Source organism: Mycobacterium simiae (genome assembly GCF_008370645.1).
Classification (GTDB): domain Bacteria; phylum Actinomycetota; class Actinomycetes; order Mycobacteriales; family Mycobacteriaceae; genus Mycobacterium; species Mycobacterium simiae_A.
Map to the genome: position 1 here is coordinate 1 of NZ_VTZN01000085.1, position 22441 is coordinate 22441.

The 22441-nt window shown below is 63.1% G+C and carries 21 protein-coding genes, 1 tRNA gene and 2 pseudogenes; 4 read left to right on the plus strand and 20 right to left on the minus strand.

All coding sequences use genetic code 11. The features are described 5' to 3' along the window. From F0Q45_RS30250 to F0Q45_RS14565, 18 genes and pseudogenes are all read right to left on the minus strand, one after another. Positions 1–256: pseudogene (locus F0Q45_RS30250) on the minus strand (PE family protein); the annotation flags it as partial. 814 nt (positions 257–1070) lie between these two features. Then, the gene (locus F0Q45_RS14485; RefSeq protein WP_149654602.1) at positions 1071–1478 is read right to left on the minus strand and encodes a PIN domain-containing protein; all 408 of its coding nucleotides are present in this window, start codon (positions 1476–1478) and stop codon (positions 1071–1073) included. After that, positions 1478–1732, minus strand: coding sequence for an AbrB/MazE/SpoVT family DNA-binding domain-containing protein (locus F0Q45_RS14490; RefSeq protein ID WP_149654603.1), 255 nt, complete (start codon positions 1730–1732; stop codon positions 1478–1480). Before F0Q45_RS14490 ends, F0Q45_RS14485 begins: the two co-directional genes overlap by 1 nt. Before the next feature lie 398 nt (positions 1733–2130). Then, a tRNA-Pro gene (locus F0Q45_RS14495) sits at positions 2131–2204 on the minus strand. A 67-nt stretch (positions 2205–2271) separates the two neighbouring features. Further along, positions 2272–2727, minus strand: a complete 456-nt coding sequence (locus F0Q45_RS14500; protein ID WP_149654604.1) for a lipocalin-like domain-containing protein — start codon at positions 2725–2727, stop codon at positions 2272–2274. A gap of 11 nt (positions 2728–2738) precedes the next feature. Then, positions 2739–3509, minus strand: a complete 771-nt coding sequence (locus F0Q45_RS14505) for an IclR family transcriptional regulator (RefSeq protein WP_149654619.1) — start codon at positions 3507–3509, stop codon at positions 2739–2741. A gap of 19 nt (positions 3510–3528) precedes the next feature. Beyond that, positions 3529–4356: a 3-keto-5-aminohexanoate cleavage protein gene (locus F0Q45_RS14510; protein WP_149654605.1), complete on the minus strand. Its 828-nt coding sequence runs from the start codon at positions 4354–4356 to the stop codon at positions 3529–3531. After that, complete coding sequence (locus F0Q45_RS14515; protein WP_149654606.1) at positions 4353–4703, minus strand: beta-D-galactosidase; 351 nt, start codon at positions 4701–4703, stop codon at positions 4353–4355. Before F0Q45_RS14515 ends, F0Q45_RS14510 begins: the two co-directional genes overlap by 4 nt. Beyond that, on the minus strand, positions 4703–5527 hold the full coding sequence (locus F0Q45_RS14520; protein WP_149654607.1) for a cyclase family protein: 825 nt from the start codon (positions 5525–5527) through the stop codon (positions 4703–4705). The genes F0Q45_RS14515 and F0Q45_RS14520 overlap by 1 nt, the downstream gene beginning before the upstream one ends. A gap of 2 nt (positions 5528–5529) precedes the next feature. Next, positions 5530–6453 (minus strand): 3-hydroxyacyl-CoA dehydrogenase family protein, encoded by a 924-nt coding sequence (locus F0Q45_RS14525; RefSeq protein ID WP_149654608.1) that lies wholly within the window; start codon positions 6451–6453, stop codon positions 5530–5532. Beyond that, positions 6447–7226: an SDR family NAD(P)-dependent oxidoreductase gene (locus F0Q45_RS14530; protein ID WP_149654609.1), complete on the minus strand. Its 780-nt coding sequence runs from the start codon at positions 7224–7226 to the stop codon at positions 6447–6449. The genes F0Q45_RS14525 and F0Q45_RS14530 overlap by 7 nt, the downstream gene beginning before the upstream one ends. Before the next feature lie 222 nt (positions 7227–7448). Then, on the minus strand, positions 7449–8849 hold the full coding sequence (der, locus tag F0Q45_RS14535; RefSeq protein WP_149654610.1) for a ribosome biogenesis GTPase Der: 1401 nt from the start codon (positions 8847–8849) through the stop codon (positions 7449–7451). Beyond that, positions 8846–9517, minus strand: a complete 672-nt coding sequence (gene cmk / locus F0Q45_RS14540) for a (d)CMP kinase (protein ID WP_188112947.1) — start codon at positions 9515–9517, stop codon at positions 8846–8848. Before cmk ends, der begins: the two co-directional genes overlap by 4 nt. A 101-nt stretch (positions 9518–9618) precedes the next feature. After that, on the minus strand, positions 9619–10371 hold the full coding sequence (locus F0Q45_RS14545) for a pseudouridine synthase (RefSeq protein ID WP_149654621.1): 753 nt from the start codon (positions 10369–10371) through the stop codon (positions 9619–9621). Further along, positions 10371–11051 (minus strand): SMC-Scp complex subunit ScpB, encoded by a 681-nt coding sequence (gene scpB, locus F0Q45_RS14550; RefSeq protein ID WP_373424986.1) that lies wholly within the window; start codon positions 11049–11051, stop codon positions 10371–10373. The genes F0Q45_RS14545 and scpB overlap by 1 nt, the downstream gene beginning before the upstream one ends. 86 nt (positions 11052–11137) lie before the next feature. Continuing rightward, a complete protein-coding gene (locus F0Q45_RS14555) occupies positions 11138–11941 on the minus strand; it encodes a segregation/condensation protein A (RefSeq protein ID WP_149654622.1) in 804 nt (267 codons plus the stop codon). A gap of 20 nt (positions 11942–11961) precedes the next feature. Next, positions 11962–12825, minus strand: a complete 864-nt coding sequence (locus F0Q45_RS14560; RefSeq protein ID WP_188112945.1) for a ParA family protein — start codon at positions 12823–12825, stop codon at positions 11962–11964. Positions 12826–12956: 131 nt separating this feature from the next. Next, positions 12957–14417 carry a SulP family inorganic anion transporter gene (locus tag F0Q45_RS14565; protein WP_149654613.1) on the minus strand — a complete coding sequence of 487 codons (1461 nt, stop codon included), beginning with the start codon at positions 14415–14417 and terminating at the stop codon, positions 12957–12959. A gap of 247 nt (positions 14418–14664) precedes the next feature. Between F0Q45_RS14565 and F0Q45_RS14570 the strand changes: the two genes are divergently transcribed. Further along, positions 14665–16218, plus strand: a complete 1554-nt coding sequence (locus F0Q45_RS14570) for a DHA2 family efflux MFS transporter permease subunit (protein WP_188112946.1) — start codon at positions 14665–14667, stop codon at positions 16216–16218. 9 nt (positions 16219–16227) lie between these two features. Here the strand turns inward: F0Q45_RS14570 and F0Q45_RS14575 are convergent, their stop codons facing one another. After that, a complete protein-coding gene (locus F0Q45_RS14575) occupies positions 16228–17430 on the minus strand; it encodes a cytochrome P450 (protein ID WP_149654614.1) in 1203 nt (400 codons plus the stop codon). Positions 17431–17980: 550 nt separating this feature from the next. Between F0Q45_RS14575 and F0Q45_RS14580 the strand changes: the two genes are divergently transcribed. From F0Q45_RS14580 to F0Q45_RS14590, 3 genes are all read left to right on the plus strand, one after another. Further along, positions 17981–19195 (plus strand): PPE family protein, encoded by a 1215-nt coding sequence (locus tag F0Q45_RS14580; protein ID WP_149654615.1) that lies wholly within the window; start codon positions 17981–17983, stop codon positions 19193–19195. Positions 19196–19255: 60 nt separating this feature from the next. Further along, positions 19256–20422: a PPE family protein gene (locus F0Q45_RS14585; protein WP_149654616.1), complete on the plus strand. Its 1167-nt coding sequence runs from the start codon at positions 19256–19258 to the stop codon at positions 20420–20422. Positions 20423–20489: 67 nt separating this feature from the next. Further along, positions 20490–21983, plus strand: coding sequence for an amino acid permease (locus tag F0Q45_RS14590; RefSeq protein WP_149654617.1), 1494 nt, complete (start codon positions 20490–20492; stop codon positions 21981–21983). Here the strand turns inward: F0Q45_RS14590 and F0Q45_RS14595 are convergent. Continuing rightward, positions 21880–22441: pseudogene (locus F0Q45_RS14595) on the minus strand (alkaline phosphatase family protein); the annotation flags it as partial. The gene F0Q45_RS14590 and the pseudogene F0Q45_RS14595 sit on opposite strands and share 104 nt — an antisense overlap.

The window sequence follows — 22441 nt, forward strand, 5'->3', positions numbered from 1 at the left end:
GCGCCCACCCCCGCGTTAAGGGCGTGCACAAACTGCTGGTGAAACATCGCGGCCTGCGCGCCAAGGACCTGATAGGCCTGCCCATACTCACCCCACAACCCAGCAATCGCCGCCGACACCTCATCCCCGGCGGCCGCACCAGCTGCGGCGTCAACTCCCGCGCCGTCGCGTTGGCCGCATCAATCACCGACCCCCACCTGGCCAATTCCTCGGCCGCCGCCCCCACCCACTGCGGCCCCACCACCACAAACGCCATCAGACCGCTCCTCTCATCGCAGCACCACCCACCAACACCGCAACATCGGCGACGCCATCACTGGCACGGTATGGCGCATTCGGCGTTCCATTCACTTAACTGTTTGACGGCTGACAACCCCATGGACAACGCGCAGCTGCAATGGAGGTGCTACCGGTGCGCGCAAGGCGGCCCAGTCCTCGACACCGCCCACGTCAATCGTCGAGAGGCTAGCTCGGAAATCTTGCGGGGATTTGGCTGGAAAGTCTCACACCTTGCGCCTGGCTCTTCACCTCGGCAGGCCCGCCGGGTGGGCATGGCGGTTGGGTCAGCACCACATGCTTCGAGCCGTTAGCGATGCCAGCGCATGCCGCCCAGCGCGAGCAAAGTCGACGAACCTGATCATTCACCGGACTGGCTCAGACCTTCACAAAGAAGGGACAGAGAATGTCGCGTGTTTTGGTCGGCGGCGCCGCTTGCAACAGCGCGTGGGATTTCGTCTCGCGCCGTTGCTGGCGTGCCAGCACCAAACCCCAGCACCGAAAACCCGTTTGGGTATAGCGTTTGGGCAACGGGGCAGTTTTCGGCCGTTAGGACGGCCGAAAACTGCCTCTGACCTGTGTCGGGCTGACAGGATTTGAACCTGCGACCACTTGACCCCAGTAAATAGCGGTTGCACATTTCCGCGCGTCACGGGTCGCCTGTACGCTTTTGGCGTCCGCGCATGACGTTCACAGACGTGCAGGTCGTTCAGCGTCGCGCACAGCGTGTGGTCCCAAACTGGTCCCGACCCGCCGCACCGGTGCGATGCTGCCAGAAGTTGGCGAGGTTTCGGTTACATCGGCACAAGCCGGGCCGAATCCGCCTGGCCAGCAAGTTTTTTATCGAAGGTCCACAATGGTTCGGCATTCGCCAATTCTGCGTATGTGGCCAGGCAGCAATCCTCGAATGAGAGTTTCGGGCGATCGGTGAAAAGCGCCAACGCGCGCCTGAACATGACACGGTTGCACTCGATCCGGGTCAACGACATCAGGCCCTCGATCGCCTCAGTTGCCGCGGCGCGGGTGAATTTGTAATGACGGCACAGTGCGAAGACGACCTCGACCACGGCGATGTCCGACACGACAAATGGCACATCGACTCTTTCAACTAGTGCAACTGCGGCTGCGTGCTGGTCCGGCACATCGTTAAGCAGCAGGCGGAGGACAACATTGGCGTCAAGTGAACCGCCAAAGGTGGGCATCACGCCTGCGAGTCGCGCTGGGACTGGTAGAAGTCGTCGACATTTAGCAGCGGGCGGGTGCCCGGCTTGATGTGGCGACTTACGCGTTCGCTCAAGTCGTTGACACTTGGCGGTTTGGTGATGATGAGTTCGCCGGTGTCCTCGTTCAGATGCGCGCGCAACACTCCGCCCGAGTCGGCCAAACCAAGCCGGCGACGAACGGCGACCGGAAGCGTCGTCTGCCCTTTCCTGGTAACGGTAATCGTAACTTCCATGTCCATTACTCTAACAGCGATTCATTACTTGCGCGCCGAAGTAATGGCGACTGTGTTTGACGATACGAAGCGCTTCGAAGCAACGCCTCAGAACGTCGACGGCCTGAACCCCTTGACCAGCGGTCAAGTCGGGCGCCACTAGTCGATATCAAGGCAGGCGTCTCCACGGGACGCAGGACGACCACGCTGCGCTGTCGCTCCAGCCCACGACGCTTTGCTCGACCAAATGCGACGAGCGTCCCTACTAAGCCCACGTCGTTTGAACTCAATCGGCGGGGCCTTAGTGGGGTTCGAAAGCTGCGTTCGAACCAGTTGTGGTCCCAAACGGCCGTCACACAGGACCCAGCGAAAGTTTGCCACAGGCCGCATCAGTGCTGTTCAAACCTATTTATGTATTGTCGGGCTGACAGGATTTGAACCTGCGACCACTTGACCCCCAGTCAAGTGCGCTACCAAACTGCGCCACAGCCCGGTCGCCGGTGAGTCCGCCGGCGGCAGGTCGAAAGCCTACCGCAAGCGAACCGCAACCCGGCCACAGCCTAGGCAACCTGCTCAGCCCGCTTCCATAGCAGCGACGAGTACACCGTCCGACCGTCGGGCAAGGTCAACTCCGACGACAGGGTGAGCTGGTCACCGTCGAGGTCGCTGTGGCGCAGATGAAACTGGCCCAGGTAGTTCGGGACCAGGGACAGCTTCGCCTCATGACGAATATCGCCTGTGGACTCATCGACGAAATACCGTCCGCTGTAGGCGAGATATCCCAATGCCGCAGCTGCCGCCTGCTCGGTGGTACCCCCGCTGGCCGCCGGCCGGTCGTAGTTCGGCCGGCCAGACGACTGGATCTGTGCCGACATATACCCGTCCGGGGTGTACATGATCAATCCCTGCGCGTCGGCACCATGGGGGTGCTTGGGCGGGCTGTCGGGACTATCCCGCTCAACATAGGACACCAGCTCCCAAGCTCCAACAAGCTTGTCGCGCAACCCTTCTGTCATCTTGCTCCTCCTCATACCGTGGCCTTGAACCACGTGTTGACCTTTCCCGCCCAAGCCAACAGTGCCTGAGCAAGTTCTTCTTCGCGGCCGTAAAACCGCTGCGCCGGAACGGGCACGCTGACGGCAACCAATTGATCAGTCACCCCCGGTAGCGCGATCCCTACCGCACAGATACCGTCGGTCTGCTCTTCACGGTCATAGGCCACTCCGGCGCGGCTGACCTGTGCAAGCTCGTCGCGCAACACCGCTCGGTCGGTGATGGTGTTCGCGGTTAGTGGCACCAGCCGACTCGGCAGCGCCCGGGCTTGCTGCTCTGGCGGCAGCGACGCCAGCAGCGCCTTGCCGTTGGCGCAGCAGTACAGCGGGAACGACTCCCCCACTGCGCTTACCGCCCGCAGCCGGCGCGCCGGAACAACTTGGTCGATGAAATCGGCGCGATCCCCGTCCGGGATCGACAGGTCCACCGTCTCGTCCAGCTCGCGCGACAACTCGGTGAGCAGCGGGTGCAGGTCCGTCACCACACCGAGCCGCACGGTGCTGGCCATCCGCGCGATCTCCGGGCCTAGCCGGTAGGGTCCCCGCGTTCCACGCGAGACCACCAGACCCTCACTCTCGAGTGCGTTGAGTATCCGGCTCACCGTGGACCGGGCCATTCCCACCCGCTCACCGACCTCCACTTGGCTAAGTCCACCGGGGTGGGCTTGCAGCACCCGCAAGATCTCGGCCGCGCGGGCAATTACCTGGATCCCTCCACTACGGACGTCGGAAGCTTCGCCGCCAATGCTCACTGATGCGCTCCTCTCAAGAATTCACCACACTGCCGGGCAGGCACAGCCGCGCCTCGGCTTCGTCAACTGAGGCGACCGTCAAGTCCAGGGCGTCGACCAGCCGCATTGTGCGCAACACCAGCGCCAGATTGGTCGGAGCCAGCTCTCCTTTGCGCAAGTACAGAGTGTCTTCGAGACCCACCCGCGCGTTACCACCCAGGGCCAGGCCCATTGCCGTCAACTCTAAGTTGGCCTTGCCGATCGCAATCACTTGCCAGATCGCGCCGACAGGTAGCCGACGCACCATCGTCAGTAGATTGTCCGCGGTGGCGGCCATCCCTCCCCGCACACCAAGCACAATGCTGAACTGCAGGGGTTCGGCGAGCAGCCCCTCCTCCCACAATCGCAGGCACGCCTCCAGATGCCCGGTGTCATAGATTTCCAGCTCCGGCTTAATGTCCAGCTCGCGCATCCGGGCCGCCAGCCGGCGGACGTCATCGGGCGGGTTGCGAAATTCGCCGGTGCCGAAACTCATCGAGCACGGGTTGAGCGTAGCCATTCGCGGGTGCAACTCCACCAGTTTCTCGCGCTCTTCGAACGGCACAGTCAAGCCGACTCCCGTGGACAGCTGAATCAGGATCGGGCACCGCGCGCTGATCAGGTCCATCGTCCGCCTGGCAATGCTCAGATCCGCTGTGGGCCTGTCATTTTCGTCGCGCAGGTGAATGTGTGCCACCGCGGCGCCGGCATCATAGGCCTGCTGGACTGCGGTCGCGATTTCCTCTGGAGTCGTTGGTAGCGCCGGGTTGTCAGCCTTAGTCGCGATGGGTCCGGTGGGGGCGACCGTGACAATGACGCTCATGACTCGCGCTCCTGCGAGTGCGCAATAGCCACCAACAGCAACGCCTCACGGTCACAACGGTTCTCCAGCGTGCGCACCTCGCCCTTGGCGAAATAGACGCTGTCGAGCCGGCTCAGAACCGTTTCGGTTCCCTCGGATCTGACGACCAGCTCGCCCTCGATCACGACATAGACTGCCTCCTCTTGCACTGCGCTCAGGTCGGCGATCCCGCCGGGCCGGTAGGTGGATAGGCCAACCCAGAAGCGCTCGGTTGGTCCGGCCTCGTAGCCCTGCAGCCGCACCGTGAGCACGTCACGGTGCAGCGCAGCGGTGTATTCAGGTGCTTGCGACACCCGAGTGACGTTCATCAAGCCCCCGTCTCGATGCGGTAGGCCCCGGTTGGGTCGACGATGGCTACCAAGCGGACGATGCAGCCGTCACCATTCACCCAGCGCCAGGGGAAGGCGGCGAAAGTGACCCGCTTACCGGTGACCTTGTCCAGGTCGCCGCCCACATTCTCGAAGCCGTAAATTCCCTTCGACAGGATCGCCCGGTGGCAGGGCTCCCACTCCGGGAAGTCGTCGAGCACCTTACGGCCGGTCTCCTCCTCGTACTCGTGGACCGCCCACGGCAGTAGGCCACCGGTGAACTCCGCGGGACCATGCGGGCCGATCGACGTCGCCAGCGGGTGGTCCAGCGCCTGCGTATCGGTGCCGACCGCCTTGACACCCTTGGCCGCGAACCACTCGCCGGCTTCCTTGTAGAAGCCCGGCGAATAGGCGTAATACTCCGCGCTGTCGGCGTACTTGTGGTGCCAGCCGGTATTGACGATGACGATGTCACCGGGCCGGATCTCGGGGCTGGCCTTCTCCAGGTCCTCCGCGGTGACCACGCCCCACTTGTTCTTCGGAATGGAGACGACGACGCCGGTGCCAAAGAAGGCGCTCAGCGGGATCTCGTGCAGAAAGGGCGTTCCTTCGACCACGTGCGCCGGGGCGTCGATGTGCGTGCCGGAATGCATGACGGTGGTGATCTTTTGGGTGAGCACACGGCTTCTGGCCATGGTGTGCAGCCGTTCGATCTTGACGTCCTCGAAGTACGGCCAGGCCGGCACGCCGTGCCCCCACGGGTGCGATAGGTCGTAGAACTCCAACTTGGACTCGGCCGCACCGAGCGGCCAGGTGAAACTCATGATTAGTGCTTCCCTTCGTTGTTGTCGGATTCCAGTTGCGCACTGATGTGCTGGGAAAGTCTGGCCGCCGTGCGCGCGAGGGCACCTGCGGGCCAGTCGAGAAAACCGTGCCCGGTGCGGGCCCCGAGTTGCCCGTCGGTAACAAGTTGACGCAGTAGCGGACTGGGATGCGGGTTGCTGTTGAGGCCGGGAATCACTGCTTCGTGGATGGCCAAAGTGAGTTCCAGACCTATATAGTCGGCGTTTTCCAGCGGGCCCAGTGTCGCGAGCCGCAGGCCAATCGTGTTGCGTACCACCAGATCTACTGTCTCAGCATCACACACACCGTCAGCGACGAGCGCTATCGCCTCGCGCCATAGCGCGTGCTGGAGCCGGTTGCCGATGAACCCGGGCACATCGCGGCCGACGCGCACCGGCATTTTGCCCGCCGCAGTCAGCAGCGCAAAAGTGCGCTCCACCGTGTCGGCGGCGGTCCTGGCACTGGGCACCACCTCGACGACCGGGATGAGATCGGGCGGGTTCCAAAAGTGCATACCGATCACCCGGCCGCCGTTCTCGACCCGTTCGGTTACGGCACCGACCGGCAGGACGGATGTGTTGGTGGCCAGCAACGCTTTTGGGGCCAGGCCAGCTAGTCGCTCAAACAGCTGCTGCTTGATCGCGAGGTTTTCGATGATGGCCTCCACGACGAGGTCGGCGTGTTGCACTGCCGACCCCAAATCGCTTGTTGTGCTCACTGATCCGCGCTCGGCTCCCGACACTTCGCGAGCTTCGGCGGCCGCGGTGTCAAGGATTTCGGCATTGGTGTCGGTTATCATCACCTCGAGGCCGGCCGACGCCAGCACGCCGGCGATGCGGCGGCCCATCAGACCGGCTCCGATGACGGCTGCGCGAGAGAATCCGTGCCCGGATCGCTGGGTCAGCATGCCGTGTACCCGCCGTCTAGATGCATCACCTGACCGGTGAAAAAGCTCGATGCGTCGCTGAGCAGATAGATCAACGCACCGACGAAGTCGTCCGGCTCGGCGAAGCGGCGCAACGGAATTCGGGCGAACATCGCCTCGCGGGTGGACCGCCCTTTCTCGTCGTCGGCATACATCCACTCGGTCAACTCGGACCGAAAAACAGTGGGTGCCAGCGCATTTACTCTGACTCCGGCAGTACCCCATTCAGCCGCCAGGGATTTGGCGAGAAGGTCGGTGCCTGCTTTGGAGGGGCAGTAAGCGCTGTAACCGGCGGAATGGCCAAGTGCGCCCCGAACCGAGGAAACCAGCACAACGCTGCCACCGTCGCCCTGGTCGAGCAACACCCGTCCGGCCGCCTGGCATACCAGCCAGGCGCCCCGCACATTCGCGTCCATGACCTTGTCGAAGTCGTCGACCGCCATCGCAGTGATGGGCTCGACGTGGTTCATGCCCGACGCGACCAGAACCCCGTCGAGGCGGCCGTGGCGAGCGATGGCCGCCTCGACCATGGCCTGCGCATCCGCCGGCGTCTCGGGCCTGCGCTCGACGACCACGGCGTTGTCGATACCGGCGTTGTCGACCAGTGCCGTCAAGCCGGCGGAGTTGCCGCCGGCCAGGGTCAGCCGAGCTCCGGCCTCAGCCAGCGCCTGAGCTGCGACTCGCCCAAGCGAACCGGTTGCGCCGGTGATCAATATCGACTTGTGTTGCACGCTGAACCGCGCCATTTCCTTCATCAGCAAATCCACCTACTCCCATGACGCGGGTGGGTGCACCCACTATGCGAGAAATAGTAGGAGGCAACTCCAGTCGAAGTCAATAGCATAGTCCTGCGATACAGGAGATATCACTCGCAATGTGGGACTATCTGGCCGATCGACTGCGCACGCAGGGCGCAAAAGTCGCCGGATTCCCGCCGTGGGGGCACACCAGAAACCGCGAGCGCACACTGGATCCGGTCAGCGGCGCTTGGCCCCACGCTTCTCGCGCACCCGGACGTTGATTCGGATCGGACTGCCGTCGAAACCGAACGTCTCACGCAGCCGTCGCTCCAGGAAGCGCCGGTAGCCCGCCTCCAGGAAACCCGAGGTGAACAGCACGAACGTCGGTGGTCGGGCCGTGGCCTGGGTGGCGAACAGGATCCGCGGCTGCTTGCCGCCGCGCACCGGGGGCGGCGTGGCCGCTATTACCTCTTTGAACCAGCTGTTCAAAGGACCGGTCGCGATTCTGGTGTCCCACGACGCCAGCGCGTTCTCCATAGCGGGTACGAGCTTTTGTATCGCCCGTCCGGTCATGGCCGAAATGTTGACCCGCTGCGCCCACCGGACCTGCACCAATTCGCGGTCGATCTCCCGCTCGAGTAGTTCACGTCGATCTTCGTCGACCAGATCCCACTTGTTGAGCGCCAGCACTAAGGCCCGCCCAGCCTCGATGACCATAGATAGCACGCGCAGGTCTTGCTCGGTGAGCGGCCGCGACGCGTCAACAAGCACGATCACCACTTCGGCGGCATCTATCGCACTGTGGGTGCGCACCGACGCGTAATACTCGTGGCCGCTGGCTTGACCGACCTTGCGGCGTAGACCAGCCGTATCGACAAAGCGCCAGACCTTGCCGCCCAGTTCGATCAGTGAGTCCACCGGGTCGACGGTGGTGCCTGCAAGCTCGTGCACCACCGACCGCTGATCGTCGGCCAGCTTGTTCAGCAGGGAGCTCTTACCCACGTTGGGCTTGCCGACGAGCGCCACCCGGCGGGGACCGCCTTCCGCTGCTGGCGACTCCCCCAACTCAGGCAGCGCAGCCAACACCTCGTCGAGTAGGTCCGCCACACCGCGGCCGTGCATCGCGCTGATCGCATGCGGCTCACCTAGTCCCAGCGACCATAGCGACGCCGCATCCGCTTCGGCCTTTTCGCTGTCAACCTTGTTCGCGGCCAAGAAAACCGGCTTGCCCGAGCGCAGCAAGATGCGGGCCGCGGCCTCGTCGGCGGTGGTGGCACCGACACTTGTGTCCACGACCAGAATTACCGCGTCGGCGGTACGCATCGCCACCGACGCCTGTTCGGCTACCAGTTGCTGCAAGCCCTTGGCGTCGGGTTCCCATCCACCGGTGTCCTGCACCACGAATCGGCGCCCGCTCCACAAAGCGTCATAGGACACGCGGTCACGTGTGACCCCTGGAACGTCCTGCACCACTGCTTCGCGGCGGCCCAGGATCCGATTGACCAACGTCGATTTGCCGACATTAGGCCGGCCCACGATCGCCACGACCGGGGCCGCCCCTGACTCAGCCAACGTCTCGGGTTCGGAATCGACTAGTTCCCAGTCGCTTTCGTCAGACCAGGTGCCGTCCTGGGTCACCGCAGCGCTCCGCTTCGCTGCGTCACCAACTCCTGCAGACGGGCGACCACCTCGGCCTCGGTCATGTCGCTGGTGTCGACGACGATCGCATCCGACGCCGCCCGCAGCGGTGACGCCGCTCGAGTGGAATCGAGATGGTCACGCCGACGCACGTCGGCCAGCACGGCACCGTAATCGTTTGCCAAACCGGCCGCAATATTCTGGTCGTTGCGGCGCCGCGCGCGGGTTTCGGCCGATGCGGTAAGGAAAATTTTCACCGGTGCGTCGGGAAAGACCGCGGTACCGATATCGCGGCCCTCGACAACGATGCTGCCCGCTCCCTCGGCCAAGGCGCGCTGTTGATCGACCAGCAGCTCGCGCACGGCAGGCACCGCCGACACCGCCGACACCGCCCCGGTGACATCGTCACCGCGAATTTCTGCCGAAACATCTTCTCCACCAAGGTGAAAGCTGCTCGCCTCGGGGCTGTAACCGACCGTCAACCGCGCGGCGGACGCGCAATCTGTGACTGCCTCGGCATCCGCCGGGTCGATCCCGGCGCGCAGCACCGCGAGTGTCACCATGCGATACATCGCACCCGTGTCCAAGAAACGCGCACCCAGCTTACGCGCTAAAGCCCTTGAAACAGCGGACTTTCCAGTTCCTGCCGGGCCATCGATAGCGATCACCAGATCCGTCCCAGGCTGGGTATTCGCGTCATTCCGGTAATTCACAGCCCGATGGTTCGCTGCACTCCCGTCATTCACTTCGCTCGTTCCGCTCGTTCCGCTCACAGCCCCACCGCCTTGTACAGTTGCCCAACCTCGTCGCGACTCAACGCCCGAACACTGCCCGGGCGCTGTTTGCCCAGCGACACCGGGCCAATCTCGGTGCGCACCAAAGCTTCTACCGGAAATCCCGCGGCAGCCAATAGTCGGCGCACGATTCGGTTGCGTCCTTCGTGCAGCGTTACACGCACCAATGTCTTGCCCGGGATTGCGTCCACCACAGCGAAACTGTCTATGCTGGCCGGTCCGTCCTCCAACTCGATTCCTGTCTTGAGATTCTTGCCCAAACCCCGTGGCACCGTCCCGGCCACCGTCGCCAGGTAGGTTTTGGCCACCTCGTACGAGGGATGCATCAACCGGTGCGCCAACTCACCGTCATTGGTCAGCAGGATCAGCCCTTCGGTGTCGGCATCGAGCCGCCCCACATGAAAAAGCTTCTTGTTGCCCCGAACTTTTCGTTCGATCATGTCGCCGATGCACTGGCGGCCGCGATCGTCGGACATGGTTGAGTGCATACCGCGAGGCTTGTTGAGGGCGAGGTAGACCAACGAATCGTCGACCACCACCCTGGCTCCGTCGACGCGGATCACCGCGGCATCTGGGTCCACCCGGGTCCCGAGCTGCGTCACCAACTGCCCGTCGACCTCGACGCGGCCATCGATGATCATCTTCTCCGCCGCGCGCCGCGATGCAATCCCGGCTTGGGATAACACTTTTTGTAAGCGGGTACCCCGGGACGGGTCAAGCTCGACCATCACTCGCGGTCCACGTCGAACGTCAGCGTCTGGTCGGGTGGCTGACCGCCGGCCAGCTTGATGAAACGCGGCTCACTGTCCAGCGATGCGCTCAGGTCATCGATGGTGTCGACGTCGGGAAGCAGCGGTGCCAGATCGGGCAGCTCGGACAGTGACGTTAATCCCAGCCGCTCCAAGAACAATTCGGTAGTTGCGAACGTCACCGCGCCGCTGTCGCCGTCGGTGCCCACCTCGGTGATGAGGCCGCGCGCCAACAGCGTCCGCATCACGGCGTCAACGTTCACGCCACGGACCGCGCTTACCCGAGCCCGCGTCACCGGTTGCCGGTACGCCACGACCGCAAGGGTCTCCAGCGCGGCGCGAGTGAGTTTGGCGCGCGCGCCGTCCAACAGCAGCTTCTCGACGTACGGCGCGAATCGGGCGCGGGTGTACAACCGCCAACCCCCAGGGGTGTGCCGCAGTTCAATGCCGCTGTCGCGTTCGGTGAGCTCGTCGGCCATCAGCCGCAGCTTCGCGGCGACCCGGTAGACGGGTTGGTCAGTGGCCGTGGCCAGCGCCTCGGCGGTCACCGGGGAGTCCACCACCAAAAGCAATGCCTCCAACACCCGCCCGAGTTCGTGAGGATCCAGCTCAGCGGGCGCGGCGATGTCCAGGATGCCCGCCGAAACGGCAGAGCCCAGATTGTGATCGGGCGCTTCGTCGGTCAAGCGCCACTCCTTTTCATCGCTTCGGCGCCCGCAGGGCGCGTCTTCGTCGGCGCGGGTCACTAGTGGTCTCGGACTTCTACCAAGGCGTCGTTGGTCGGCCGTTCCCCGGTCCACGAAACCTGGAGCACGCCAAGGGGCTCTGATTGATCGAATGCTACCGCTCGGGACCGATAAAGCTCGAGCAGCGCCAGGAAGCGCCCGACAATCTCTATCGGTTCCTGACAATCGGCGACCAGCTCAGAAAACGTCGCCCAGTGGCCACTGCCTCGTGCTTCCAGCAACGTCAGCAGCTGTTTGGCCTGCTCGGCAACCGATACAGTCTGCTCGTGTAGATGCCCGATAGCTACCTTCGGCACTGGCCGGGGGGTCAGCGCGATCGCGGCGATCTCGGCGAAGCGTTCTGGGTCGACGCCCAGCATCACCTCGGGAAGCAATCTGACGAATGGGTCCTCCAATGACACTGCGCGCGGATAACTGCGTAAGGCGGTGGCCTCCAACTCGGCGAACATCTCCGCGACGTGCTTGAACGCCCGGTATTGCAAGAGCCGGGCGAAAAGCAGGTCACGTACCTCCAAGAGGGCTAGATCCTCTTCGTCGTCGACGTGCCCGGCCGGTAACAGCCGGGCCGCTTTGAGGTCGAGCAGTGTGGCGGCGACCACGAGGAACGCGGTGGTCTCGTCGAGGTCCAGCTGGGCGCCGATCGCCTTGGTGTAGGCGATGAAGTCGTCGGTGACCTGGTGCAACGCCACCTCGGTGACGTCGAGGCGGTGCGCGAAGATCAGCTGCAGCAACAGGTCGAACGGGCCTTCGAAGTTGGTCAGCCGGACCCGAAAACCATCCGAGTAGCCGTTCTGCGGTGCCATCCCTGCGTTCGCGGTGTCGTTCACACGCCGAATCGATGTATGAACTCGCGAGCCAGCGCGCGGTAGGCCAACGCGCCACCGGACTTGGGGGCCCAGGTCGTGATGGGTTCGCCCGCGACGCTGGTCTCGGGGAAGCGAACCGTACGGGTGATCACGGTATCGAAGACTAGATCACCGAACCGCTCGACGACGCGGGCCATGACCTCGCGAGAGTTGACGGTGCGTGGGTCGTAGCGGGTGAGCAGAATGCCGCTGATTTCCAGCCGCGGGTTCAACCGGTCGTGCACCTTCTCGACCGTGTCGGTCAGCAACGCCAGGCCGCGCAGCGAGAAGAACTCACATTCCGTAGGGATGACCACGCCGTTGGCGCACGCCAGTCCGTTGACGGTGAGCAGGCCCAATGACGGCTGGCAGTCGATCAGCACGTAGTCGTAGCGGTCGAGGACCGGGTGGAGCGCCCGAGCCAGGGTCTGCTCGCGGCCGACCTCGTTGACCAGCTGGATCTCGGCTGCCGACAGGTCAATGTTGCTCGGTACCAAATCCATGTTGTTGACCCGGGTATGGATCAGTACGTCGTCGATCGACACCCGCGGCTCGACCAGCACGTTGTGGATCGTCTTTTCCAGTTCATAGTGCGGAACGCCCAGACCCGCTGACAGAGCGCCCTGGGGATCCATATCCACCAGCAGCACCCGTCGGCCACATTCGGCCAGCGCGGCGCCCAGGTTGATCGTCGACGTAGTTTTCCCCACGCCGCCCTTCTGATTACACATCGCCACCACCCTGGCTGGGCCGTGGGAGATGACCGGCTTCGGGTCAGGGATCGCTCGGGTCGGCCGTCCGGTCAGGCCGACCTCGATGCCGCGTTCGGGGTGGTCGGTCATGCCCGGTCGCGGGGCGTTGTGACGGACGTCAGGGGGGACATCGCAGGAAAGTCTAACGGTTTTGCCCGCCAGCGCCGGGAGACCCGCAGGGGCAAATCAACCGGGTCGAACTCCGCGACCGTTGTGGACGGTCAGTCTGACTTGACGATGGTGTTGAGCTTGTCGCGCTGCACGTCGTCGGCGATTGCGGTGAGTCGTCGCTTGATGCGGGGTGGGATGCATACGATGCTTACCTTGATGCCATCCCTCTCGGAGTGATCGATGAAATACAGCAGAGCGTTGGCGCCGGAGCTGTCGAGGTAGGTGACGTTCTCTAGGTTCAGCGACACATCGGTGCGGCCGTCCCGCAGCGGGGTGAACACTCCATCGACCGACAAGAATGACAGCGGGCCGTCGACGCAATAGGTGCCGGTGTCGTCTTGGGTGACGTTGGCTCTACGCCGCCGGGAGCGAAGCACCAGGATGAGCAGCGCAAGGCCGATTCCCACGGCCACCGCGACGGTCAGGTCAACGGCGACGGTGATGGCCATCGTCGTAAACAGGACGCTGACATCGCCTATCGGTGCCACATGCACTCTGCGCATGGCCTTCCAGTCGAACATGCCGACCGCGGTGAGTATCAGGATTCCGGACAGCAGGGCGAGCGGAATGTGTTCCACTACCGCACCGAGCCCCGCCACGAATGCGAACAGAACGACACTGTGGGTGACCGCCGACAGCGGGGTCTGACCACCGCTTCTAATGTTCACCACCGATCGGACGGTGGCGCCGGCGCTGGGCAGCCCGCCGAACAGCCCGCAGGCGATGTTTCCGATCCCCTGGCCGATCAGTTCCTTGTTGCTGCGATGCCGAGTGCCCCTGATGTTGTCCATCACCAGCGACGTCAGCAGCGAATCGATGGATCCCAGTAGCGCGATGGCCACCGCCGACGACAGCACCTGCAGCACCAGCGAACCGCTGAAATCCGGGATACTGAACGACGGCATGGCCTCCGGGATCTCCCCGATGTAGTCGACTGCCATGTTGATGACCACCGGCCCAATCCTGAGATCGTGCAGCCAAGACTCGACGAGCGGCAGTGTCGAAGTGATCAGAACCAGGACTATCAAACTCGACGGAATCGCTCTGATGAGCCTGCTGGAAACCAGCAGCAGAACAATCACCACCAATACCAGCAGGAAACTGCGCCGCACCTGGCCCAGCTGACTCATGATGATCAGCAGCGCTATCCCACCCATGAATCCGGAGACCACGGGGTGCGGAATGTAGCGGATGAGCCAACCCAGCCGGCAGATCCCGAACAGCATCTGAAAGACGCCGGCCAGGATGAAGGCGACGAAGGCCGCCTCGAGTCCATGGGCGGCGATAGTTGCGGTAGCGACAACAGTAATAGGGCCGGTGGGGCCGGTGACCTGGCCGGGTGTCCCGCCAAACACGGCCGCGAAGAATCCGGCGAAGATGGCACCGTAGAGCCCGAAAAGCGCACCCTGAGACGTCCCTGTCGCGGTGACGCCGAACGCTATCGCCAGCGGCAGCGCAACGATCGCTACGACCAGTCCGGCCAGCAGCTCTTTTGCTATTCGTTCTGGCACCAAGCGAGTACCCCTTCAGCTTCAGCAAACCCGAACCCAACCTCCTGCGAGTCGAGCTGCCGACCAGACGTTTCGGCACTCCCTGTCGTAGCGATGTCGCAAAAGACCTAGCAAAGAATAACCTTAATCTGTTGGCGTTGCCTTATGAAGGCTCGCGACCGGGCCGATCGCGGCTGCCGTATGACATGCTGTCCGCTATGCGGCTCACTTCGTCGCCCGCCGGCATCGACGTCGCGGTGCCCGGCTGATGGAGATGGACGAGTCGGGCACAAACCAACGCAACGATTCTTACCAACTCGACGTCAGACTGCTTCGGATCGCGGGCGTGTGTGTTCTCGGTTCGATGATGTCGATCGTTGACACGACTGTCGTCACTGTCGCCCAGCGCACCTTTGTCGCTACCTTCCACACGACGCAAGCCATGGTTGCCTGGACGATGACGGGCTACACCCTTGCCCTGGCGGCCGTAATCCCACTGGCCGGTTGGGCAGCAGACCGGTTCGGCACCAAGCGACCGTTCATCGGTTCGCTGCTCGCGTTTAGCTGCGGCTCGCTGCTGTGCGCGTTGGCGCCCAACATGCCCCTGCTCGTCGCGTTTCGCGTAGTACAGGGCCTCGGCGGCGGCATGCTAATGCCGCTCGTCTTGACCATCCTCACCCGGGAAGCCGGTCCGCAGCGCCTTGGCCGTGTGTTGGCCATCCTGGGCATCCCCATGTTGCTTGGCCCGGTTTTCGGTCCAGTGCTGGGCGGCTGGTTGATTGATAGCTTCAGCTGGCGGTGGATCTTCTGGATCAATCTGCCGATCGGACTGGTCGCCGTGGTCCTGGCGGTGATCGCGCTGCCCCAGGATCGACCGGCACCGTCGGAAACGTTCGACGTCGTCGGCATGCTACTGCTGTCGCCAGGTCTTGCCACCTTCCTCTACGGTGTCTCGGTCGTTCCCGGCTGCGGCACGGTCGCTGATCGGCGCGTGTGGTTACCCGTGGCCATTGGCCTGATGCTGATCACCGGGTTTGTCTTGCACGCGCTATACCGTGCCGATCATCCATTGATCGATCTGCGGCTGTTCGACAGCCGGACCGTCACACTGGCCAACACGGCGATGTTCTTATTCGCCGCTTCCTTTTTCGGTGCCGGGCTGCTCTTTCCGAGCTACTTCCAGGAGCTGCTGCATCAACGACCGCTACAGGCCGGTTTGAGTATGGTCCCTCGGGGAATTGGTGCCATGGTGACCATGCCGCTCGCTGGAGCGTTGATGGACAGGAGGGGACCCGGAAAAATCTTGATGGTTGGCGTCCTGCTGATCGCCTCGGGTATGGGCATTTTCGCCTACGGGGTCGCAGTGCAGGCGGACTACCTGCCGACCCTGATCGTCGGGCTGACCATCATGGGTCTGGGCATGGGTTGCACCATGATGCCACTTTCGGCTGCGGCGGTGCAGACCCTGGCCCCGCAGCAGATCGCGCGTGGTTCGACGCTGATTAACGTCAACCAGCAGGTAGCCGCCTCGGTGGGTACAGCGCTGATGTCTGCGATTCTGACCAGTCAGTTCAACCGCAGCGCAAACATCTCCGTCGCCAACGCGATCGATACCCCGCGCGATGACGCCGCTCGGCGCGGGGTGCCGCTGGGACAGTCGCCCCTGCCCGCGCCACTGAGCAACCCCAATTTCCCGGTCAACTTGATGCACGACCTTGCACATGCCTACGCCGTGGTATTTGTGGTTGCTGTAGCGCTCGTCGCGCTGACGCTGGTACCGGTGGCGTTCCTGCCGAAAAAACCCGCAGCACAACAAATCTAAATACTGGAATCAGCAAGCATCGAACTCGATCGGCAGCGTAAGGGGTCCGGCGAGCGGGGCAAAAAATCTCCATGGCGCGGGCCCGGAACGCCGCGGATTGCGCATGCGCTGCGTGATGACCATCAGTGCACGGGTGAGCTCGGCCCTGGCCAGGTGAACACCCAGGCACGTGTGTGGACCGGCACCGAAGGTCAGCATTGGGGCGGGATTCAGACGGGTGATGTCCAGGCGATCGGGATCGTCGTAGATGTCTGGGTCTCGGTTGGCGGCGGCAAGGTTGATGACAACCTGGGTGCCGGCTGGAATCATTAGGCCCGCCAGTTCGACGTCCTCTACCGCGTGTCTAATCACGAAGATTGCCGCCGGAGTGTGCCGCATCAGCTCGTTGAGAGCTCGTGTCGCCAGCTCTGGATTTTCGGCTAGCAGTTGCCACTGCCCGGGATGATCGACAAGCACCTGCACCGCTGCGGCCAATTGGTCGCGCGTGGAGTCAGTCCCGGCTATCAGTAGCGCCGACACCAGCATGCATAACTCTTGGTGAGTCAGCCGGTCGCCTTTCTGAGCCCGGATGAGTTCGGAGATCAAGTCGTCGGTTGGGTGGTCGCGGCGCTGCGCGACCATGTCGGCGATGTAAGCATCGAGCTGGTCATAGGCCCTCAGGATGACGTCCTGATTGGCCGCGCCCTTCCACATGCTGAAGATGTCCTCAGCCCATTCCGCGAAAAGCCTCCAGTCCTGAGCCGCGGCGCCGAGAAACGCGCAGAGGACCGGGCTCGGATAGCCCTTGGCAATGTCCTGAACGACGTCGCATGTACCTGCCGCGATCAGCGGCTCAACTATGGCCTTGATCACGTCGCTGATCGAATTTTCGAGCCGGCCGATGGAGCGCGGGCTAAATGCCTCGGCAGCCAGCCGGCGTATGCGCTGGTGTTCTGCCCCGTCCAGGGTCATCAGGGTGTTGCGCAACCTTTCGGACAGGCGCGGCGAGGTAACACCCTGGGCGGCCGAGAATAGTCCCTTGGCTACGCAAAATCGGCTGTCGAACAACATCCCTCGTATCAGGTTGTAGCTCAGAATTTCCGGCCCGTGCACGCCCATCGAGATCGGGCTCTGCATCCGGGCCTGGCGGATACGCCGGTGTGCCTCTTCGGGACTCTGGGCGTCCGTATAGTCGAGTCGCGGCAGATTGGCCTCAAACACGCTCGGAGACATAGAGTCACACTAACGTCGAGAGCCATGGACATCGAGATCCAAACCCCACCACGACCCGCTCGGCATAGCGACCAAGACCCACGCGCGCGACAATAAGATCGCAATTTCTCCTCGCGCCAGGCGGCTGGACATCACGATATCTGCACGTGTCATGTACATTTGCTTGGAATAGGCTTAAGCCAGAATTCGATTTTCATCCGGTGACGCGACTCGGACAATGCTTAGATTAGGTTTTGCAGTGCACCGGTTAAACCTACGGTGATTTTATCTATTTTCAATACCGCTACCAGCTGGTTAACATCGCCGTAATCCAGGAACCAGTTTCCGTCTTCAGCGACAGTTTCTACAAACGAGGCAGTAGGTCTTTGAGTAGGTCACTGTTGTCTGAGTTACTTTCCCTCGGTTGACAACGCTGTCGTAACAGGCCTCGCCGATCCCCAAGAAACAGGCGGTCTTGATTGACTATCGATCTCCCTGCAACCGGAGTTGCTGAGTACCGCGGCATGGCTTTGTTGTTCTCAATCCGGTCGACGGCGATCGGGCGGTAGCGATGGTTGGCGAAGGGAATCTTCTGTGTCCGCTCGTAGCCGGCAACATCACCCCGTACCCGCTACCCGACTTCGCGGCGTTACCTCCGGAAGTTAATTCCGGCCGAATGTATAGCGGTCCAGGGGCCGGATCTTTGCTGGCCGCCATGGCGGCTTGGGACTGCCTGGCAGCGGACCTGCAGTCAGCGTCGGCAGCCTATAGCGCAGCGATCTGGGAGCTGGCCAGCCTGCACTGGCGTGGCCCGGCAGCCGATTCGATGGTGGGAGCTATTTTGCCGTATGTCACCTGGTTGACTGCCACCGCAACCCTCGCCGAACAGGCTGCGGTTCAGAGCCGGACCGCCGCGGCCGCATACGAGCTGGCGTTTTCGCTGACAGTGCCCCCGCCAGTGATTGCGGCCAACCGCGTCTTATTGATGACTCTCGTCGCCACCAATTGGTTTGGGCAGAACGCGCCGGCCATCGCGACCACCGAGTTCCATTACGCCGAGATGTGGGTGCAGGACGCCACCGCCATGCAGGAATATGCTGGCTCCTCGACGGCCGCGCTGACCCCGATTCCCTTCATACCACCGCCACGAACGACCAATGCGGCCGCGGTAGCCGACCAGGCCCTGCAGGCTGGGCAGGCCGCGCCAAAGGTAGCAACGGCAAGCACCTACCTGGCCTGCGTACATGCGGTGGCCGCACTGGTTGAACACCACCTGGTTGCGGCGATTGCTGCGATTCCGTGGAACACGCTGCTCCAGTACTGGACCGATATTCTCAGCGCGGTGGCTGTCACCGAGGCGTTCGTCTACGACGCCGGTGGGTACACGCTGAACGTTCTGCAGGTCGGCGGAGCGATGATATGGTCCAGCGCGGCCGCCCCGGCCACCGCAGGCGCCGCAGTCGTCGGGCCGGCCGGCGCCGCCGCCTGGTCGAGCTGGCCGCAGCTGGGTGCTGCGCCGCCGGCGGCAAGTGTAGGCCTGGCCGACAAAATTGGGCCGATGTCGGTGCCACCAAGTTGGGTGACGTCGACGCCCACACGGTGCGCGCCATGCGCTCAGACCGTGAGCACGTCAATCCCCGGGCTTCGCACTGCGGTCCGCGCGGGTGAAGTTTCCGGCCTATTGCAGGGAGTACCACCGCGAAGAGCAGGCCAGGTCGGCGGGAACTATGGCCGCCGCTATGGGGAACGGATCCGTGTCATGTGTCGGCCGCCGAACGCCGGATAGTGCACCTAACGATGAATTTCCGGGTTCAAAAAGACTTAAGCCGATAAGGAGTTCGAAGCGATGGATTTTGGCGCATTACCCCCGGAGCTAAACTCCGGGCGTTTGTATTCGGGCCCCGGGTCGGCGCCGATGGTGGCTGCCGCATCAGCCTGGAGCGGGCTGGCAACGGAACTCACTTTGGCCGCCGACGGCTACGAGCGAGTGATCACCATCCTCAACGGCGAAGAATGGCTGGGTCCGGCGTCGATGTTGATGGTCCAAGCAGTTGCACCGTACGTGACCTGGATGAGAGCGACAGCTGGCCAAGCCGAGCAAGCCGCAATTCAAGCCCGCGCCGCAGCGGCCGCTTTCGAAGCGGCGTTCGCCGCGGTGGTACCGCCGCCGCTCATCGCGGCCAACCGCGCCCAGCTCGCGTCGCTCATGGCGAAAAACGTGTACGGGCAATACACTGCGGCGATCGCTGCCCTCGAAGCTGAATACGGGCAGATGTGGTCTCAGGATGCCCAAGCCATGTACAGCTACGCGGGTTCCTCGGCGAGCGCGGCAGCGGCGACACCGTTTAGCTCGCCGCCGCAGATCACTAGCCCCTCCGCGGCGGCGCAGTCTGCTGCTCAAGCCGCCGTCACGGCAGCGGGCACGGCGCAAAGCACGCTCTCCGGGCTGATTTCGCAACTTCCCAGCGCACTGACGGGTCTCGCGTCGCCCATTTCGTCAACGTTGCTGAGTGTCGGATCGTCGACGGCTCCCGGCTGGCTGGATTGGCTCATCCAGTGGTACTTGCCGATATCACAGCTGTTTTATAACACCGTCGGCTTGCCGTATTTCGCTATCGGTATTGGCAACAGCCTTGTCACGTCGTGGCGAGCGCTGGGATGGATCGGTCCTGCTGCCGCCGACGCCACCGCCGGAGCGGCATCGGCAGCTGCAGGAGCAGCGCCCGCGGCGATTGGCGGCGCCGGGCCGATAGCAGCCGGCCTCGGCGGCGCCTCTTCGATCGGCAAATTATCGGTACCGCCCACCTGGGCAGCCGAGCCCGGCCTGGTTCCAGCCGCCACTCCGAACGCCGCACCCTTGGCCAGTGACATCGTCAATCCGCCGGAGGTTGGTGCGCCCGGAAGCCTATTGGGCGGCATGCCGTTGGCCGGCCCGGGCTCTGCCGCAGCGGGAGCGGGTCCGCGGTATGGATTCCGGGTCACGGTGATGTCCCGGCCTCCCTTCGCCGGGTAATGTCCAGCGCTGCGCTCGCACACAGACGGGTGCACAACCCACAATCTCCTACTAATGAGGACACCAGATGTGTCGAAGGACGCCGCGGTTGTCAACGCAGCAGCAGACCGAGCCGCACCTGCATCGAAGGCTTTCCAACCGTCATGTTCAATTGATCGCGATCGGCGGTGCGATCGGCACCGGGCTATTCATGGGCTCTGGGCGCACCATCGCCCTCGCCGGCCCGGCCGTGCTGGTGGTATACGCGATCATCGGGTTTTTTGTGTTTTTCGTGCTGCGTGCGATGGGCGAACTGCTGCTGTCCAACCTGAACTACAGGTCGTTCGTCGACTTCACCACCGACCTGTTGGGTCCGGCAGCGGGCTTCTTCATCGGCTGGTCGTACTGGTTCGCCTGGGTCGTTACCGGGATCGCAGACTTGGTCGCTATCACCGGCTACGCCAAGTTCTGGTGGCCGCACCTGGCGGCGTGGTTACCAGCTCTGCTCACGGTCGGGCTGATCCTTCTGGTTAACTTGTTCAGCGTCGGTCACTTCGGCGAGATGGAGTTCTGGCTCGCGTTGATCAAGGTCGTTGCAATACTTGGCCTGATTGCTTTGGGCGCTTTCCTGGTCGCGACCAACTTCGTTTCTCCGGAAGGCGATCGGGCGACGATCGCAAACCTTTGGAACGACGGCGGTTTGTTCCCCCAGGGATTCATGGGCTTGGCTGGTGGCTTCCAAATCGCCTTCTTCGCCTACATAGGTGTCGAACTTGTCGGCACCGCCGCAGCCGAAACGGCCGACCCGCGCCGCACCCTTCCGCGGGCGATCAACGCTGTTCCGGTGCGCGTGGCGATCTTCTATGTCGGAGCCCTAGTGGCGATTCTGGCCGTAGTACCCTGGCGACGCTTTGTTAGCGGCCAATCCCCTTTCGTGACGATGTTCTCGCTGGCGGGTCTCGTGGCAGCAGCCTCAGTGGTCAACTTCGTCGTGACCACCGCAGCCGCCTCTTCGGCGAACTCCGGCGTTTTCTCTACCGGTCGCATGTTGTTCTGCCTGGCCGACGAAGGCAGCGCGCCGGCATTCTTGCAACGACTCAACCGCGGAGGCGTTCCGGCATCGGCCATTCTGCTGACGGCCCCGCTACTGCTGACCTCCATCCCGCTTCTTTACGCGGGGGGCTCAGTCATTGGCGCCTTCACCCTGATCACCACCGTAGCGTCTTTGCTCTTCATGTTTGTGTGGACGATGATTGTGGTCAGCTACCTTGCTTACCGCCGCCGGCATCCGCAGCGTCATGTCGACTCCACCTACAAAATGCCTGGCGGCGTCGCAATGTGCTGGGCTGTGCTGACCTTTTTCGTATTCGTAATCTGGACGCTGTCGACCAAGACGGAAACCGCGATCGCTTTGGCGATGGTCCCGATGTGGTTCGTGCTTCTTACGCTAGGTTGGCTCGTCATCCGGCGCCGAGGGCTCAATCTCGCGGTGAGCCATGGGCGTGGAGAACCACATCACGCACCGCGGTTGCCGGCATTGGCCCAGCCGAGCCGGCCAACAGGTGGTCCGGCGAGGATGTAATGATGACTGGCCTCTCCTCGTCCGAGTCCGGCACTCGTCCGTGCGTACCCCTGACATGATTGCCGTTGAGCGCAATGACATCCATGGTGTACCGAAAACCCAATGCTTTCTTGATCAACGCGACGCCGGCTTTGACTTTGGCGGTCCGATCGTCGGGATTCATTAGCAATTCGGCCGGGTCATAGCCAGGTTTGCGGTGAATGTCCACACACGGCGCGAACTCCGGAGCTCGATCGTCGTCAAGCCAGTAGTAGTAGGTGAACCAGGCGGCAGGTTCGGCGACGGCCACCAGTTCGCCCGACCTCGGATGGTCAACGGCCAAGTGCTGCTGCGCATGTCGGTCCAGTACCTGCTCCACACCGTCGAGCGCTTTGATCACCTCGGCTACCCGTGCGATATCGGACTCGTCACTCACATAGACATGGGCGGTCTGATGGTCGGCGACGGCAAACGCCCGG

Coding starts and splice junctions, on each gene's coding strand:
- F0Q45_RS14515 (WP_149654606.1), bottom strand. CDS start 4,703: ATGAACGTCACTCGGGTGTCGCAAGCACCTGAATACACCGCTGCGCTG.
- F0Q45_RS14510 (WP_149654605.1), bottom strand. CDS start 4,356: ATGAGCGTCATTGTCACGGTCGCCCCCACCGGACCCATCGCGACTAAG.
- F0Q45_RS14520 (WP_149654607.1), bottom strand. CDS start 5,527: ATGAGTTTCACCTGGCCGCTCGGTGCGGCCGAGTCCAAGTTGGAGTTC.
- F0Q45_RS14590 (WP_149654617.1), top strand. CDS start 20,490: ATGTGTCGAAGGACGCCGCGGTTGTCAACGCAGCAGCAGACCGAGCCG.
- F0Q45_RS14500 (WP_149654604.1), bottom strand. CDS start 2,727: ATGACAGAAGGGTTGCGCGACAAGCTTGTTGGAGCTTGGGAGCTGGTG.
- F0Q45_RS14490 (WP_149654603.1), bottom strand. CDS start 1,732: ATGGAAGTTACGATTACCGTTACCAGGAAAGGGCAGACGACGCTTCCG.
- F0Q45_RS14570 (WP_188112946.1), top strand. CDS start 14,665: ATGGAGATGGACGAGTCGGGCACAAACCAACGCAACGATTCTTACCAA.
- F0Q45_RS14580 (WP_149654615.1), top strand. CDS start 17,981: ATGGTTGGCGAAGGGAATCTTCTGTGTCCGCTCGTAGCCGGCAACATC.
- F0Q45_RS14560 (WP_188112945.1), bottom strand. CDS start 12,825: ATGACCGACCACCCCGAACGCGGCATCGAGGTCGGCCTGACCGGACGG.
- F0Q45_RS14525 (WP_149654608.1), bottom strand. CDS start 6,453: ATGCTGACCCAGCGATCCGGGCACGGATTCTCTCGCGCAGCCGTCATC.
- F0Q45_RS14545 (WP_149654621.1), bottom strand. CDS start 10,371: ATGGTCGAGCTTGACCCGTCCCGGGGTACCCGCTTACAAAAAGTGTTA.
- F0Q45_RS14585 (WP_149654616.1), top strand. CDS start 19,256: ATGGATTTTGGCGCATTACCCCCGGAGCTAAACTCCGGGCGTTTGTAT.
- F0Q45_RS14555 (WP_149654622.1), bottom strand. CDS start 11,941: ATGGCACCGCAGAACGGCTACTCGGATGGTTTTCGGGTCCGGCTGACC.
- F0Q45_RS14530 (WP_149654609.1), bottom strand. CDS start 7,226: ATGAAGGAAATGGCGCGGTTCAGCGTGCAACACAAGTCGATATTGATC.
- F0Q45_RS14485 (WP_149654602.1), bottom strand. CDS start 1,478: ATGCCCACCTTTGGCGGTTCACTTGACGCCAATGTTGTCCTCCGCCTG.
- F0Q45_RS14575 (WP_149654614.1), bottom strand. CDS start 17,430: ATGTCTCCGAGCGTGTTTGAGGCCAATCTGCCGCGACTCGACTATACG.